This is a genomic window from Ruegeria sp. CDSC081 (assembly GCF_059610485.1).
Genome location: NZ_JBXWNS010000004.1, coordinates 91,011 through 105,801 on the forward strand (window position 1 = coordinate 91,011; position 14,791 = coordinate 105,801).

Below are 14,791 nucleotides of genomic sequence, written 5' to 3' on the forward strand. Positions count from 1 at the left end.
GGGGGCGTTTCCATGACCAAAGAGATTGTTCTGATCCACGGAGCCTTTGCCGGACCGTGGTGTATGGCCGATTACGCGGGGTTCTTCCGCGACCGGGGTTGGACCGTGCACACGCCTGCTCTGCGGTACCATGGCGGCGACCCCAAGGCCGAACCCGATCCGGGCCTGACCGACACCAGCGTGACGGACTATACAAATGACATTGCCGACTTTGTTCAGGGGCTGGACAGCAAGCCGATTATTCTGGGCCATGCCATCGCGGGCGTTGTGGCGCAGCAGGTGGCCGCGCGCGGGCTAGCCAGCGCCATCGTTCTGATCAATCCGAACGCGCCATGGGGCACGCTGCCCGAAACCGACGACGAACGCGCCGTGCCGCGCGCGTTGATGGAAGGCGGGGCGTTCTGGAAACAGCCCATGCGGGTTGAGTTCGATCTGATGGCCCCCTTTGCATTGAACAAGATGCCCGAGGCGCAGCAGCACGCGGTGTTCGACCAGTTGGGCGCGGAAAGCGGCAGGGTGATGTTCGAGATGTTCTTTTGGATGTTCGACGACTACCACGCGATGAAGGTCGAGATCGACAAGGTCGATTGCCCGGTTTTGATCGTCTCAGGGTCGGAAGATCGGGCCGTGAACCCCAACACCTGCCGTGCGCTGGCGAAGCTCTACGGAGGCCGCGCGACGTTTCTGCCGGTCGAAAACCACGCGCATTTTCTGTTCATGGAGCCGGGGTGGGAAGGGCCTGCCGGGCAGATTGCGGAGTGGTTGGACGGGGTGCCGGGCTGAAGCCCGGTCTACGGGGTGTGGAGATGTGTGGCGCTATACATCCATTGCTTGATGCTTTGCATCAAGCACGCGCCCGACCCGCCCCCATGGGCAGGCGCGTTCCGCACCCACCCTCGGGCCGGGCGCGAGGTTCTCAAAATGTACGAAAGTAAATGTCTCATCCAGAGATAAATTGGATGTTACTTTTGCAATCTTGTGGACTGCTGTTCTACGATTTTAAAGCCACGAAACGATGGTCTAGCGGTCTTCACTTCGACTTGATCGTAACCAATGAGGGCCTTCTGAAACTGCTGAGAAGTTAACGGCGAATCTGCGCCTATGATAACCTCTCGGAGCGCCAGTTGTTGATTGAAAGAACGAAAGAACAAGGTAGTTCCATTGCGCTTTTGCTCTTTCTCTTCAGTAGTCAATCCAGTGTATAGTCTCCATTCCTTTTCATACTTCCAGTGAACACTCTTTGTTTTTTGAGCGTAAGACACCTTGTCCAACAACTGCCCGCTTGATTTAAAGAACTCATAGTTGAATTTCTCGAACTTCTTTTTGTATTTTATTTTCGTAACTATCTCGCGCGCGACTTCGAAACCAAGACAAGCGCCTTTGTGGTATTGAGCATAGTGCCCCCACATAGATGGACCGTTCCATTCGCTACTAAAAGAGATAAACCCGGAAATCTGTGAAACCTCTGAGATTGCTTTCTTCCAGGCTTTTCTAGATGCTTTGTCTTTGCCAAAGTCAAAAGGCATCATCTCGAAGATATCGTTCACCTTATCTGGGAACGACAATTTCAAGCGACGCATTTCAACGTTTTCTAAAGCGTGCTCTGGACCGGTGAAGTAGTAGAGACGTTTTGTTCCACTACACATCCAACTCCTCCACAAACCGCGCGTTCTCCTGAATGTACTGGAACCGCAGTTCGGGTTTTTTACCCATCAGGCGCTCGACCAGATCGCCGGTCTCGCCGGGTTCGTCCTCGTCTATGGTGACGCGGATCAATTTGCGGGATGCCGGGTCCATCGTGGTTTCTTTCAGGTCTTTGGCGTCCATCTCACCCAGACCCTTGAAGCGCGAGACGTCGATCTTGCCTTTGCCGCCCAGACCTTTTTCCAGCCATTCGTCCCGCTCGGCCTCGTCCAGACAATAGACGCGTTTGGCGCCTTGGGTCAGGCGATACAGCGGCGGGCATGCCAAATACAGGTGGCCCGCGTCAATCATCGGCCGCATCTGGGTGAAGAAGAAGGTCATCAGCAGCGCCGCGATATGCGCGCCGTCCACATCCGCGTCGGTCATGATGATGATCTTGTCATAGCGCAGGTCATCGACGTTGAAGCGGGTGCCAAGGCCAACCCCCAGCGCTTGGGTCAGGTCGTTGATCTCGGCATTGGTGCCCAGCTTGGAACTGGCCGCGCCCAGCACGTTCAGGATCTTGCCGCGCAGGGGTAAAAGGGCCTGCGTTTTGCGATCGCGACCCATTTTTGCAGATCCGCCCGCAGAATCTCCTTCGACGATGAATAATTCGGTTCCGTCCCGTGTTGAACTACTACAGTCCACCAGCTTGCCGGGGAGACGAAGTTTCTTAGTGGCGGACTTGCGCTGTGTTTCCTTTTCAGCCCGTCGGCGCAGGCGCTCCTCGGACCTTAGAATGAGGAAATCGAGGATCGCTCCGGCGGATTTGTTATCCGCGGCCAGCCAGTTGTCGAAATGGTCACGGACCGAGTTTTCGACCAGCCTTTGAGCTTCGACCGTGGCGAGGCGGTCTTTGGTTTGGCCAACGAATTCAGGCTCGCTGATAAAGCAGGACACCAGGGCGCAGCCGCCGGTGACCAGGTCGTCGCGGGTGATCTGCGCGGCCTTTTTGTTGTTGATCAGCTCGCCGTAAGCTTTGATGCCCTTGAGGACAGCGGCCCAGAAGCCTGCCACATGGGTGCCGCCTTCGGGCGTGGGGACGGTGTTACAGTAGGATTGGATGAACCCGTCGCGTGAGGGGGTCCAGTTGATCGCCCATTCGACCTTGCCGGGGGCGTTGAATTTTTCGCGGAAATCCACGGTGCCGGCAAAGGGCTGGTCGGCATAGGTCGAAGAGCCGTTCATCGTCTCTTTGAGGTAATCCGACAACCCGCCGGGGAAGTGGAACGTCGCCTCGGTGGGGGTTTCGCCGTCGTCGATGGCGGTTTTCCAGCGGATTTCGACGCCCGAGAACAAATAGGCCTTGGAGCGGATGGATTTGAACAGCCGCGCGGGTTTGAATTTGTGGTGGCCAAAGATGTCGGGGTCGGCATGGAAGGTCACAGTGGTGCCGCGCCGATTGGGGGCAGCACCAACCTTTTCAACCGGTCCCTGAGGTACTCCGCGCGAGAAGCGTTGTTCGAACAGCTGTTTGTCCCGGGCCACCTGAACAACCATGGAATCCGACAAAGCATTGACCACAGATGCACCAACCCCATGCAGACCGCCCGAGGTCTGATACGCCTTACCCGAGAACTTGCCACCCGCGTGCAATGTGCACAGGATGACCTCAAGCGCGGATTTGTCGGGGAATTTCGGGTGCGGATCGATCGGAATGCCGCGCCCATTGTCGCGCACGGTCAGGGCGTAATCTGCGTGCAGTTCGACCTCGATCCGGTTGGCATGGCCTGCCACCGCTTCGTCCATCGAGTTGTCGAGGATTTCAGCGACCATATGGTGCAGCGCACGCTCATCCGTGCCGCCGATATACATGCCGGGGCGTTTGCGAACAGGTTCAAGACCTTCGAGCACCTCAATGGATGAGGCGTCATAGGTATTGGTCGCTTCGGGCGTCAACAGATCGTCGGGCATATGGGCTGCTCTTGTTTTTGAGTTTCCCCCTATTATGGCAGGTGATGTGGTCCGGGGGAAGAGGGACGCGAGGTGTTGTGGATGGTTTGGGTCTTGGAAGCGCGAGGAGTAGGAGCGATGCTTTGGAATTGGACGTTCTGTGGTGTCTGTCTTTGGCTAAGCACAGACATACAAGCGAATACGTCAGGCAAAGCTACCCGTAAATGAGTGAGGTATCAAAGAGACAACCAAAGCATTCCGTCCTTGTAACCGCCGCGTATTGGTTTTCTGTCGTTTAGAACATCTTGGTGGTCATCAGCCCAATCGCGGAATCGGTCATTCGTAACGATGGTGGCTTGATAATCCCTGGCGGCTTGCAAGACTAATGGGTCTGCTGGTGTTCCTTTTGGAGCGACCATAACGCGATCTCTCGGTAGCCTAAGCTTGGACGCCAGATATTTGTCACTCATGTATCGATCAGAAATTTTGTATCCCACATTCGCATCAAAGACCACTCCGGGCGTTAGCCCTGCTTTGGTCAGTGCGATCGTGACCTCGCGAACGGTCTCGATACTTGGAACATCGTCCTTCCAGTGCATGACGTTTGATCCGTCAACGACGGCCCACTTTCTTGCTTTTTGAAAGCGCTTCAGCCAGTTTTTGAGCAGCAATATCACACTTGCCAATGCGCAGGGCCCAGCCAGCAATACCCAATCGGTGAGCCCGGGTTGCGTCAATGCGACGACGGTGCCTATCCCGGAGAGCACGAAGACAGTACAGAGTATGCGCAATTCCAGAATCTCTTTCGCAAAATTGATAGTCTATGTAACTGAAGCGAATAAAACACCGAAATGAAAATTAAAATATAGTGGGGCCCGGGGCGACGTGGTGTTGGGATTGGCGCTATGTGCAGCCCAAAACGTTGTATAAAAATCCCGAACCTTGTGTATCTATCTGGTTCGATGCCCCGAGGTGCTAAAAGTTCTGCTTTTTACCTCGCAACGCTCAGTTTTCGCTTCTAGTCTTTTCGCGAAGCTGAACAACAGTAACAGGGCATGCCAAATGAGCTGGATCAAAACCATTCCTTTCGAACAAGCTACGGGCAAGCTGCGCAAGCTGTATGAGCGGGTGACCGGCCCCGACAACAATGTCGACAACATCATGATGGCGCATTCCCTGCGGCCGCATTCGATGGAAGGACATATGGCGCTGTACAAGAATGTGCTGCACCATTCGGCCAATCAGATTCCCAAGTGGTTTCTCGAAACTCTGGGTGTCTGGGTCAGTTCCCTGAACCACTGCGGGTACTGTGTCGAGCATCATTTCAACGGGTTGCAAAAGCTGTTAGGCGACGAAGTGCGCGGTAATGCAATCCGTGCCGCGATCGAAGTTGGGACACCCGAAAGCGCACCATTGGAGGCTGCTCAGGTTGCGGCCATGCTGTATGCGCGCAAGCTGACGCAGGCCCCTGCAGAATTGGTGGAAGGTGACATCGCCGCCCTGCGCAACACAGGGTGGGATGATGGAGAAATCCTCGAGATCAATCAGGTCTGCGCCTATTTCGCCTATGCTAACCGCACCGTTCTGGGGCTGGGATGTTCCACCGATGGTGACATTCTGGGGCTGTCCCCCAATAACTCGGCTGATCCTGCCGATTGGGAGCATAAATAGGCCTCAGCCGTCTGTCCACTCGATGATTGCCTGTGCCAATGCTTCGGGCTTCTGGTGGTGCAACCAGTGATCTGTGCCCGGAATATCGACTCGTGTGAGGTCGGGCGCGAAATCTTCCAGACCGTCTGTCGTCTCGGGCAGCAGCGCTTTGTCATCGGAGCCCCATAGCAAAAGATGTGGGCAAAGAACCATCAGCCGCTCGACCGGAAGCCGGGGCAGGTCTGTGCAGGGCTCGCCCGGTTTCGCCACAACCAGCGGAGATGCCCGATACCAGTTCAGCATGGCATTCAGACGACCGGGACGGGCCCATTCAGTGCGATAGTCCTCCATCCGGTCATCGGACAGCCAGTCCAAGCCCATCCCGTGGCGAAAGAAACTTTCTAAGCGGGTAAAATTGTTCGCGGCAAAGTGTGTTGCGGCATCAGGGGCCCGTAGCGCGTTAATATATTGAGAGGCCGCGGATTGTGCGCCGCCCGATGCCATAGCCCGTTGGAAGGGCACCGGGTGAACGCCGTTTGCGATAATCAGACGACCGACGAGATCTGGGCGGAACATGGCCAGGCCATAGGCGACCGCGGCGCCCCAATCATGGCCCAGAACACTGATTGGCGTATCCAGACCTTCGACAAGTGCGATCATATCCGAGACCAGCTCGGACGTGGCATATTGGCCGACACCCTCTGGTGCCCAGCTTTGGCCGTAACCGCGTTGATCAGGGGCAATGCAATGGAAATGAGATGCCAGATGTGGCGCCAGATCGACCCATGCCCCACCATATTCCGGAAAGCCGTGTAGCAACAGCAAGGGTGGCAGGTCGGATGACCCCCAACGGCGAATATGAAACCTCTGGCCATTCAGGTTCTGAAATCGGGTTTCCATGTTTCTTGGCCTTTTCGCCGTATAAGTGAATTTGGTTTGACCCCAATCAAAGCGCGAAAGCTTCGGTTCTGCTAGCCGTTTTTTCGAACAGTGAAAAAAGGAGAATATGAATGGATGCAGCTGCGCAACCCGAGCAAAATCTACCACGCGTGAATGACGAAACACCTGTTGCAGGTGCTGTTTCCGAGCCAAGCCCGGAAAAGATCCGCAAGGCATTCGAAAGCGGAAGATATCCCTATCATCGCAAGATGCCCCGGCGGGTCTATGAGGCCGAGAAGGCCAAACTGCAGGCTGAGTTGCTTAAGGTTCAGCTGTGGGCGCAGGAAACCGGTCAACGGTTCGTATTGCTGTTCGAAGGGCGCGATGCGGCTGGTAAAGGCGGTACAATCAAACGGTTTATGGAACACCTAAACCCCCGTCAGGCGCGCGTGGTCGCCCTTAACAAACCCACCTGGGAAGAAAAGGGCCAATGGTACTATCAGCGCTATGTGCACGAGCTTCCCACCGTTGGTGAAATGGTGTTCTACGACCGCTCTTGGTACAACCGCGCCGGGGTCGAGAGGGTGATGGGGTTCTGTTCTCCGAACGAGTACCTAGAGTTTATGCGCCAGACGCCAGAGCTTGAACGGATGTTGGTGAGGTCGGGAATTCAGCTTTACAAATACTGGTTTTCGGTCACGCAACCCGAACAACAGCGGCGGTTTCAAAGCCGTGAGACCGATCCGTTGAAGCAATGGAAACTATCTCCGATCGACAAGGCAAGCCTTGGCAAATGGGATGACTATACCGAGGCTAAAGAGGCGATGTTCTTTTATACAGACACCGCTGATGCGCCCTGGACTATCGTGAAATCGAATGACAAAAAACGCGCTCGTCTGAACTGTATGCGCCACTTTCTGTCGACACTTGATTACCCGGACAAGGATCACGGCATTGTTGGCGAGCCCGATCCTTTGATCGTGGGTCAGGCGCATCATGTGATCCACCGATCCGAGCATATTCTGGGCAACGCGCTGCATCCTGACGCCCGCTGCTAGGCCTAAGGTTCGGGGCAGGGCACCTGTCCCGGATCCATGTCTCACTCTGAAATTTCTCTGTTCCGGTCTTGTCCCGGCCTTTCCCCGGGCCTATGGCTGGTGGAATGAATAAGGTGATGACATATCAAGGCCATTTCCGTGCCATTGCCGTCCTGGGCCTGCCATTGGTTGGCGGGCATCTGGCGCAGTTCGCAATCGGTCTGACGGACACGATCATGCTTGGCTGGTACGGGGTCGAAGCTCTGGCGGCGGTCACGTTGGCCAGCAGCTTTTACTTTGTCCTGTTCCTGTTCGGGGGCGGGTTCGGTCTGGCCGTTATGCCAATGGTGGCAACAGCCGCTGCCGAAGACGATGAAACCAGCATTCGCCGTTCGACCCGCATGGGGCTCTGGTTGTCGTTGCTATATGCAGCAGTGGTAATGCCATTGCTGTGGTGGTCATACCCGATCTTGATCGCCACAGATCAGGATCCACAGGTGGCAGAAACTGCATCGGAATACCTGCGGGTTGCAGGCTGGGGTCTGTTCCCCGCTCTGGTGGTAATGGTCTTGAAGTCCTACCTTGCGGCGTTGGAGCGAACCCAGGTTGTTTTGTGGATCACTGTTGCAGCTGCGGTGGTGAACGGTCTGACCAACTATGCTTTGATCTTTGGCAACTGGGGTGCGCCTGAACTGGGCGTGATGGGCGCCGCTATCGCTTCGGTCGTGACGCAGACCGTGTCGTTAATTGCGGTTATCATCTATGCTGTAAAAGTTCTGCCCGAGCATAGCCTGTTCCAAAGGTTTTGGCGGCCCGACTGGGAGATGCTGCTGAGCGTTCTGAAGCTAGGCATACCCATCGGGCTGACCCTGCTGGCCGAAGTGTCTCTGTTCGCGATGTCGGCCTTTATGATGGGCTGGATCGGTCAGGTGCCGCTGGCGGCGCATGGGATCGCTCTGAACCTCGCCTCGGCGACATTCATGGTGCATCTGGGCCTGTCCAACGCCGCCACGATCCGGGCGGGCAATGCGCTTGGCCGCAAGGACCGCGCGCATCTGGAAAAAGGAGCCGTCGCCGTGACAGGGATGTCTCTTGTGGTGTCTATCCTGACAATCATCCTGTTCCTGACCTGCGCCGAGCCTCTGATTTCCGTATTTGTGGAACCGCAGGATCCGAAACGCCCCGAGATTCTGGCCATAGGTACCGGGTTGCTGGCCATGGCTGCGTTGTTCCAGCTGGTGGACGGTGCACAGGTGATCGCGTTGGGCCTTTTGCGCGGATTGCAGGATGCCAAGGTGCCAATGGTCATGGCGGGGCTAAGCTATTGGGTCGTCGGAATTCCGGCGTCCTACTATTTTGGGTTCATCCGCGGCATGGAGGGCGTCGGTGTCTGGTTGGGCCTTGTGCTGGGTCTTGCCTGTGCCGCCGTACTGTTGATGGCGCGCTTCTGGTTACGATCAGTGCGTATGATCGCTGAACCGGCAGCGTGAAGGCAAATTAGCCTCTGTTCAGCCGGTCGGCTTTCTTCCGAACCAATACGCTGCGCAGATCATGCATCGCCAGTAGTAGCCGGTCCGTAACGTCCTCGAGCTGTTGGTCAGTCGCTTTGGACTGGGCCCACTGTGTGGTTAGGTTCAGATAGTCCACCGCGCGGTGAATATCGTCGATATCGCGCTGCGCCAGAAGATCTTTACGTTCTGCCATCCAGCGCTCGATTTCGGCCTGATCCGCCTCAGTCAGAGCGCGTTGACCCTGCGGCTTCACCTCTCCGTTGCGGATGTTGATGACCGCGATCTGGTTCATTTCAATCCGACGTTGGCGGTTTTCCGTGTCGATCCGGAAAACCGCGGCACCGTTTTCGCGTATGCGGAAATAGTACTCAGGCAATTCGGCAGTCATAAAGTCTCCGATCAGGTCAGCGAAGCACAAAACCTCTGAATGCGCGTGCAGGCTTCGGTCAGCGCTTCATCTGACGTAGCATAGCTGACGCGGAAGTTGGGGGACAACCCAAACGCAGCGCCGAAGACGACTGCAACGTCAGCCTCTTCCAAAAGCGCGGTTGCGAAGGCTTCGTCTGTGTCGATCAAAGTGCCAGCAGGCGTGGTCTTTCCGATCAACCCGGAAATGGAAGGGTAGACGTAAAACGCACCTTCCGGAGTTGGGCAGGACACTCCTTCGATCTGGTTCAGCATGCTGATGACCAGATCACGGCGGCGTTTGAACGTTTCATTGTTCGGGGCCAGAAAGGACTGTGTACCGTTCAGCGCCTCTACCGCCGCCCATTGGCTGATCGAGCAGGGGTTCGAGGTCGATTGAGACTGAACCTTGCGCATTGCCGCAATCAATTCGGCAGGCCCTGCTGCAAAGCCAATCCGCCAGCCAGTCATCGCATAGGCTTTGGATACACCATTGCAGGTCAGGGTGCGGTCATAAAGCCTGGGCTCGACTTCTGCCGGTGTGCAGAACTCAAACCCGTCATAGGCCAGATGCTCGTACATATCATCCGTCATTACCCAAACATGCGGGTGCCTGATCAGGACATCGGTCAAAGCTCTCAATTCCGCCCGGCTATACCCTGCACCGGTTGGGTTGGACGGAGAGTTGAAGATGAACCATTTGGTCTTTGGGGTAATAGCTGCCTCAAGCTGTTCAGCGGTTAGTTTGAAACTGTTCTCCAGGGTCGTTTCAACTGTCACAGGCGTTCCCCCGGCCAGAAGAACCATATCGGGATAGCTGACCCAATAAGGTGCAGGTATGACCACCTCATCGCACGCGTTCATGGTGGCCATCAGCGCGTTATACAGCGTCTGCTTGCCACCGGTTCCGACCGAGATCTGAGCAGGCGAATAGTCCAGTCCATGATCACGTTTCATCTTGGCGCAAACCGCCTGCTTCAGCGCTGGTATGCCATCGGGCGCGGTGTATTTGGTCTTTCCAGCGGCGATGGCCGCCACCGCAGCATCCTTGATGTTCTGGGGCGTGTCGAAATCTGGCTCTCCGGCGCTTAGGCCAATTACGTCTCGTCCGGCTGCCTTTAATTCGGCTGCCTTGGCTGTCATCGCGATTGTTGGAGATGGTTTTACGCGTGACAGTGTCGCAGACAGGAAACTCATGGTCGGCCTCAGTTTGTATGTTTTGCCTGACTGTCATAGGGTGCGCCTGAACGACGATCAAGCGATATAAAACAAGAGATTTGGAGACCCCGATGAACGACGAAAATGACTGGTACGGACCCGACGCGGCGACATTCGGAGACCGGCTGGCAGGGGCGCGTGAGGCAGCGGGGATGACGCAGGCACATCTGGCCCGCAGGCTGGGTGTCAAGAAGTCTACGATTGCCGCCTGGGAAAATGATCTGTCTGAGCCCCGGGCCAACCGACTGTCGATGATGGCAGGCATGATCAACGTTTCGATCATGTGGCTTCTCACCGGCGAGGGCGACGGGATGGACGCCCCTGTCGAGGCTGGAGAAAACGCACCTGACCTGGCCAGAATCGTATCCGAGCTTCGTTCAATCCGAGGCGAGATGCGCGCCAGCGCCGAGCGGGCTGCTAGGCTGGAGAAACGTGTGCGCATTATGCTGGAGGCGGAATAGTGACCGAACCGCGCAATGTCAGGATCAAACGGATGAAAATGCGTTCCATGCGACGCGGCATCAAAGAGATGGATCTGATTCTGGCTGCCTATGCAGACCGCAATCTGGACTCCATGGATACAACAGGGCTGGATGTTTACGACGCCCTGTTGCACGAGAATGATCAGGACCTGTATCAATGGGTCACCGGTCAGGTCCTGCCACCTACCCAATTCTCGGACCTTGTTTCCGAAATCGCACAAACCTTTCAAAAATAAAGATTATCCGGCTTAACTGATTTTTCGGCTTTTCGCTTCATTCTGCCTGAAACTGCGCGAATGAATCGGAGGATCGTATGAGTTTGGAAATGCAGGTCTCCGCGCCGGAGGTCAAAGGCTTCATGACCAGCTATCTTGAGGCACTTGCTCTGGTTGAGCGGCTTCATCGTTTGTTGTTGGATGTCATCAAAGATGAGTTTGAACGGGTCGGAGTTCTTGAGATCAACGCGGTTCAAGCGTTGCTTTTGTTCAATATCGGAGATCATGAGGTTACCGCTGGTGAATTGAAAAGCCGCGGCTACTATCAAGGCAGCAATGTCAGCTACAACCTCAAAAAATTGGTCGAGATGGGGTATATGCACCACCAGCGTTGCGAAATAGACCGCCGTTCGGTGCGTGTCCGGTTAACGCCACAGGGCCGGGAAATCCGCGATATCGTCTCCGAGCTGTTTTCGAGACATGCCGAAGGTCTACAATCGCGCGGCGTGCTTGGACAGGAAGGGATCGAAGACATTACCGGAGCTTTGCGGCGGGTAGAACGGTATTGGACGGATCAGATCCGCTATATCTACTGATGCTTGGCCGGCCTCTGTCCCGCATCTGATAGGGTCAGGCCTTCAAGTTCGCGGATCAGTTTACGGGTCATTGCTTCTTCGTAATCGTCAAAGCCCAGGGCAACCTCAACAAAGGCGCCGGGGCCAAGGATGACCCATGCTTTGAAATAGGCCTGCAGCTCTCCGACCTGAACATAGCGGGTGCTACCGATGTCAGGGTCGTCGGCACCGATGACCAGTCCATTGATCGTGATACCGTCGTCAGAGAGCGTCTGTTTCGCATTTCTTGGATGCAGGCCGATATTGTGCTTTCCGTCCCCCGACAGATCCAATGTCCGCTTCCAGCAATCGGGTTTCTGGCCCAAAAGCTCGGCACCGAACAGCATGGCGGACCCGACGGCGGTTCCTTGCGGAGCGCCGCTGCGTTTCACATGGTCGAGCAGGGTGGCTATGCGCCCCAGATCGAGGTCCGATTGTACTGCGGTCCAGCCCAGTAACAGGCGTTGGTGGCCGGGTTCGCTCCACTCATAAATCGCGATGTGTACCGGGTTTGCTGTGTCTGAAAGAAAGAGTTGCTTAATCTCGGGCCTGCGCAAAGCACCTGCCAAGCCGCCAAGCTGCAACCGGTATTCCGAGCTGTCGACTGATCCCGACACATCCAGGCCCAAAGCCAAAGCATGGCGGCATTCTGATGCCGCAGAGGTGGCCAATATGCTGACTATCGTTGCAAGCGCACGTATCATCGCTGGCCGGGGCCCGACAATGCACCGATCTGCATACCTTTTAGTTCGCGTTCAAGTTTGCGCCGCATGGCGCGTTCGAAATCCTGGAACCCGTCGGCGATTTCCAGAAACGCCCCGGGGCCGTACAGGACATTGTTTTCAAAGAAGGGAATCAGGTACAGCTCGCCTTCGAAGTCGGCGGCATTAATGACCAGGCCATTCACAATCGTATTCTCAAAGGGAAAATGCCGATAGGCGGAATCCGGGCCATATCCATCGTTGTTCGAACCGTCACCTGACAGATCAATGGTTTGAAAAAGACATGTCGGGGCCTGCTGCATCAGCGTCGCCCCAAAGGCTAGCGCATACCCCATCGCCGTGGCCGAGTCGCTGTCTGATCGGACCGATTGCTGTATCGTGGTCGCTGCCACCAGCAAATCGGTCTGCGTGTTGATCATCGTCCAGCCCAGTATGATGTGCTGAACGTCCCGGCCGCTCCATTCATAAACAGCCAGCGCGACCGGCATCGGCGAGGAAAAGAAGGCCTCGGTCACCTCGGGGGCAACCAACGCTGCGGCAAGGCCCTGCCTTTGCAGCGCGTCCTCTTCTGCGCTTACCGATGTTGAAATGTCCATTGCCAGTGCAAGCGCAAGGCGACAGGGCTCGGCCCGCAGGGGGCTGGCTAAAAAGGCTAGGCCCAGTGTGATCAACCAGCGGATCACCAGTGCCCGGTGCTTTCCATGCTGGCCCAGGGTTCGGCCGGTTCCAGCGCATCACCGTTTTGTAGCAACTCTACCGAGATATTGTCGGGTGACCGCACAAACGCCATTCGGCCGTCGCGCGGTGGCCGGTTGATCACGACTCCATTGTCCTGCAGGTGCTGGCAGGTTTCATAAATATTGTCGACTCCATAGGCGAGATGGCCGAAATGGCGGCTGTCGTTGGGCAGATCGTCATCCCCATCCCAGTTATAGGTCAACTCGATTGGTCGATCCTCTTGCCCAGCGGGAGCCATGAAGATCAGGGAAAACCGCCCCTGTTCGCTGTCATAGCGGCGCGTTTCCTTAAGGCCCAGCAACTTGTAAAACGCCATGGATTTGTCCAGGTCCTTCACGCGAACCATGGTGTGGAGGTAAGTGAGCCCCATTGCGGGTTCCTTTCTGTTCCGGTGATGCCCTGCACCTTAGCGCGCGTACATCACGTGTCGAGAGGCCGCGCGGACACAATTCTGAAAATGCAAATGTGGGCGCACATATCGCGGTTCCTGTCTTTTGATTGGCGATATATAGTGGCAGGCGACTCATTGCTGGAAAGGAAATTTCATGCCGCTGTCCTCTGACCAACTGGCCGAGATCGAAGCGCAACGGGCGCAATCGCATCCAACACGCCGTGTTGTAGCTGCGGGGATGGAGGAACACCTGTACACGGCGCATCAGGTTCTGGACCACGGTTTTGTGCGCGTGATCGACTATATGGGTGATGACGCTGCGATTTGTCAGGCCGCACGCGTGTCCTATGGCAAGGGCACCAAATCAGTGCAAAATGACGAAGGGTTGATCCGCTATCTGATGCGGCACTGGCACTCGACCCCGTTTGAGATGTGCGAGATAAAGTTGCACGTCAAGTTACCGGTTTTTGTCGCGCGACAGTGGATTCGGCACCGGACAGCGAATGTGAATGAATATTCGGCGCGCTATTCGATTTTGGACCGTGAATTCTATATCCCGGCACCCGAGCACGTGTCCGCGCAGTCCGAGATCAACAATCAGGGTCGCGGCGATACGTTGCAGGGCGAAGAAGCCGCGCGCGTCCTTGAGATATTGAAAGCTGATAGCGCGCGTTGTTATGACAATTACGAGGCGATGATGGGTCAGGACGGGCAGCAAGGGCTTGCGCGTGAACTGGCGCGGATGAACCTTCCGGCGAATATCTACACGCAATGGTACTGGAAGGTTGACCTGCACAACCTGTTCCACTTCCTGCGTCTGCGCGCGGATCCTCATGCCCAATACGAAATTCGTGTTTACGCCGATGCCATGTGCAAGATCGTCGCTGATTGGGTGCCGGCCGCCTATAAGGCGTTTGAAGATTACCGCCTGGGTGCGGTCAATCTTTCCGCCCAGATGGTCGACAGCCTGCGTCGGATGTTGGCCGGAGAGACGGTCACTCAGGAAAACTCGGGCATGACCGGGCGGGAATGGCGTGAGTTCGAGGCGATCATCAAGGAAAGCTGAGTGCGCTTGCCGTTTGTCTATACGGGGCGTCATGAAATGGTTGCGATCGTTTCATGACACTTTCAGTTTTGATCAAAACCGGTTGTCTGACCCTGTTCATGCCTTGCGTGGCACAGGCCGAGTCCACCCATCGTCGATGGTGATTTGCGAACCCACGGCTACATGCACCAAAAACTTGCGCTCCAGTTCACCTCTGACCGGGCAAGAGCCGGGATTTGCGATCCTGAACAACTGATGGAAGTGTGGACTAGATAATCCGGCAACTGGACGATGGTGGTCACCTATGC

17 protein-coding genes are annotated in these 14,791 nt (G+C 56.0%); 8 read left to right on the forward strand and 9 right to left on the reverse strand.

The genetic code is table 11. From position 1 onward, the window contains the following. The first annotated feature begins 12 nt into the window (after positions 1-12). Complete coding sequence (locus AC2FH9_RS08160; protein WP_496871206.1) at positions 13-783, forward strand: alpha/beta hydrolase; 771 nt, start codon at positions 13-15, stop codon at positions 781-783. 179 nt (positions 784-962) lie between these two features. Here the strand turns inward: AC2FH9_RS08160 and AC2FH9_RS08165 are convergent, their stop codons facing one another. From AC2FH9_RS08165 to AC2FH9_RS08175, 3 genes are all read right to left on the reverse strand, one after another. Further along, positions 963-1,646, reverse strand: coding sequence for a DUF2971 domain-containing protein (locus AC2FH9_RS08165; protein WP_496871207.1), 684 nt, complete (start codon positions 1,644-1,646; stop codon positions 963-965). After that, complete coding sequence (gene parE, locus AC2FH9_RS08170; RefSeq protein WP_496871208.1) at positions 1,639-3,597, reverse strand: DNA topoisomerase IV subunit B; 1,959 nt, start codon at positions 3,595-3,597, stop codon at positions 1,639-1,641. Before parE ends, AC2FH9_RS08165 begins: the two co-directional genes overlap by 8 nt. A gap of 215 nt (positions 3,598-3,812) precedes the next feature. Next, positions 3,813-4,247 carry an NYN domain-containing protein gene (locus tag AC2FH9_RS08175; RefSeq protein WP_496871209.1) on the reverse strand — a complete coding sequence of 145 codons (435 nt, stop codon included), beginning with the start codon at positions 4,245-4,247 and terminating at the stop codon, positions 3,813-3,815. Between the two features lie 391 nt (positions 4,248-4,638). Between AC2FH9_RS08175 and AC2FH9_RS08180 the strand changes: the two genes are divergently transcribed. Further along, positions 4,639-5,247 carry a carboxymuconolactone decarboxylase family protein gene (locus tag AC2FH9_RS08180; RefSeq protein WP_496871210.1) on the forward strand — a complete coding sequence of 203 codons (609 nt, stop codon included), beginning with the start codon at positions 4,639-4,641 and terminating at the stop codon, positions 5,245-5,247. Positions 5,248-5,250: 3 nt separating this feature from the next. Here the strand turns inward: AC2FH9_RS08180 and AC2FH9_RS08185 are convergent, their stop codons facing one another. Then, positions 5,251-6,126: an alpha/beta fold hydrolase gene (locus tag AC2FH9_RS08185; RefSeq protein WP_496871211.1), complete on the reverse strand. Its 876-nt coding sequence runs from the start codon at positions 6,124-6,126 to the stop codon at positions 5,251-5,253. Between the two features lie 110 nt (positions 6,127-6,236). Between AC2FH9_RS08185 and ppk2 the strand changes: the two genes are divergently transcribed. Together ppk2 and AC2FH9_RS08195 are read left to right on the forward strand one after the other, a co-directional pair. Next, positions 6,237-7,163, forward strand: a complete 927-nt coding sequence (gene ppk2, locus AC2FH9_RS08190) for a polyphosphate kinase 2 (RefSeq protein WP_142632960.1) — start codon at positions 6,237-6,239, stop codon at positions 7,161-7,163. A gap of 104 nt (positions 7,164-7,267) precedes the next feature. After that, a complete protein-coding gene (locus AC2FH9_RS08195) occupies positions 7,268-8,632 on the forward strand; it encodes an MATE family efflux transporter (protein WP_496705857.1) in 1,365 nt (454 codons plus the stop codon). A gap of 7 nt (positions 8,633-8,639) precedes the next feature. Here AC2FH9_RS08195 and AC2FH9_RS08200 read toward each other — a convergent pair whose 3' ends face one another. Both AC2FH9_RS08200 and AC2FH9_RS08205 read right to left on the reverse strand, forming a co-directional pair. Next, a complete protein-coding gene (locus AC2FH9_RS08200) occupies positions 8,640-9,041 on the reverse strand; it encodes a hypothetical protein (RefSeq protein WP_496871212.1) in 402 nt (133 codons plus the stop codon). An 11-nt stretch (positions 9,042-9,052) separates the two neighbouring features. Further along, positions 9,053-10,255, reverse strand: coding sequence for a pyridoxal phosphate-dependent aminotransferase (locus AC2FH9_RS08205; protein ID WP_496871213.1), 1,203 nt, complete (start codon positions 10,253-10,255; stop codon positions 9,053-9,055). A gap of 92 nt (positions 10,256-10,347) precedes the next feature. Between AC2FH9_RS08205 and AC2FH9_RS08210 the strand changes: the two genes are divergently transcribed. From AC2FH9_RS08210 to AC2FH9_RS08220, 3 genes are all read left to right on the forward strand, one after another. After that, a complete protein-coding gene (locus AC2FH9_RS08210; protein ID WP_496871214.1) occupies positions 10,348-10,737 on the forward strand; it encodes a helix-turn-helix domain-containing protein in 390 nt (129 codons plus the stop codon). After that, a complete protein-coding gene (locus AC2FH9_RS08215) occupies positions 10,737-10,994 on the forward strand; it encodes a succinate dehydrogenase assembly factor 2 (RefSeq protein WP_496871215.1) in 258 nt (85 codons plus the stop codon). The genes AC2FH9_RS08210 and AC2FH9_RS08215 overlap by 1 nt, the downstream gene beginning before the upstream one ends. A gap of 77 nt (positions 10,995-11,071) precedes the next feature. Next, on the forward strand, positions 11,072-11,569 hold the full coding sequence (locus AC2FH9_RS08220) for a MarR family winged helix-turn-helix transcriptional regulator (RefSeq protein WP_496871216.1): 498 nt from the start codon (positions 11,072-11,074) through the stop codon (positions 11,567-11,569). Here AC2FH9_RS08220 and AC2FH9_RS08225 read toward each other — a convergent pair. The 3 genes from AC2FH9_RS08225 to AC2FH9_RS08235 are packed head-to-tail and all read right to left on the reverse strand — an operon-like array spanning position 11,563 to position 13,417. Then, positions 11,563-12,291 carry a DUF1194 domain-containing protein gene (locus AC2FH9_RS08225; RefSeq protein ID WP_496871217.1) on the reverse strand — a complete coding sequence of 243 codons (729 nt, stop codon included), beginning with the start codon at positions 12,289-12,291 and terminating at the stop codon, positions 11,563-11,565. The genes AC2FH9_RS08220 and AC2FH9_RS08225 overlap by 7 nt on opposite strands. Beyond that, on the reverse strand, positions 12,288-12,992 hold the full coding sequence (locus AC2FH9_RS08230; protein ID WP_271947892.1) for a DUF1194 domain-containing protein: 705 nt from the start codon (positions 12,990-12,992) through the stop codon (positions 12,288-12,290). Before AC2FH9_RS08230 ends, AC2FH9_RS08225 begins: the two co-directional genes overlap by 4 nt. Then, entirely contained in the window at positions 12,989-13,417 is a 429-nt protein-coding gene (locus AC2FH9_RS08235) for a VOC family protein (RefSeq protein ID WP_142632976.1), read from the reverse strand. The genes AC2FH9_RS08230 and AC2FH9_RS08235 overlap by 4 nt, the downstream gene beginning before the upstream one ends. A gap of 175 nt (positions 13,418-13,592) precedes the next feature. On the opposite strand from AC2FH9_RS08235, the gene thyX reads away from it, so the two are divergent. Next, positions 13,593-14,504, forward strand: coding sequence for an FAD-dependent thymidylate synthase (thyX, locus tag AC2FH9_RS08240; RefSeq protein WP_281971864.1), 912 nt, complete (start codon positions 13,593-13,595; stop codon positions 14,502-14,504). The last annotated feature ends 287 nt before the right edge of the window (positions 14,505-14,791 follow it).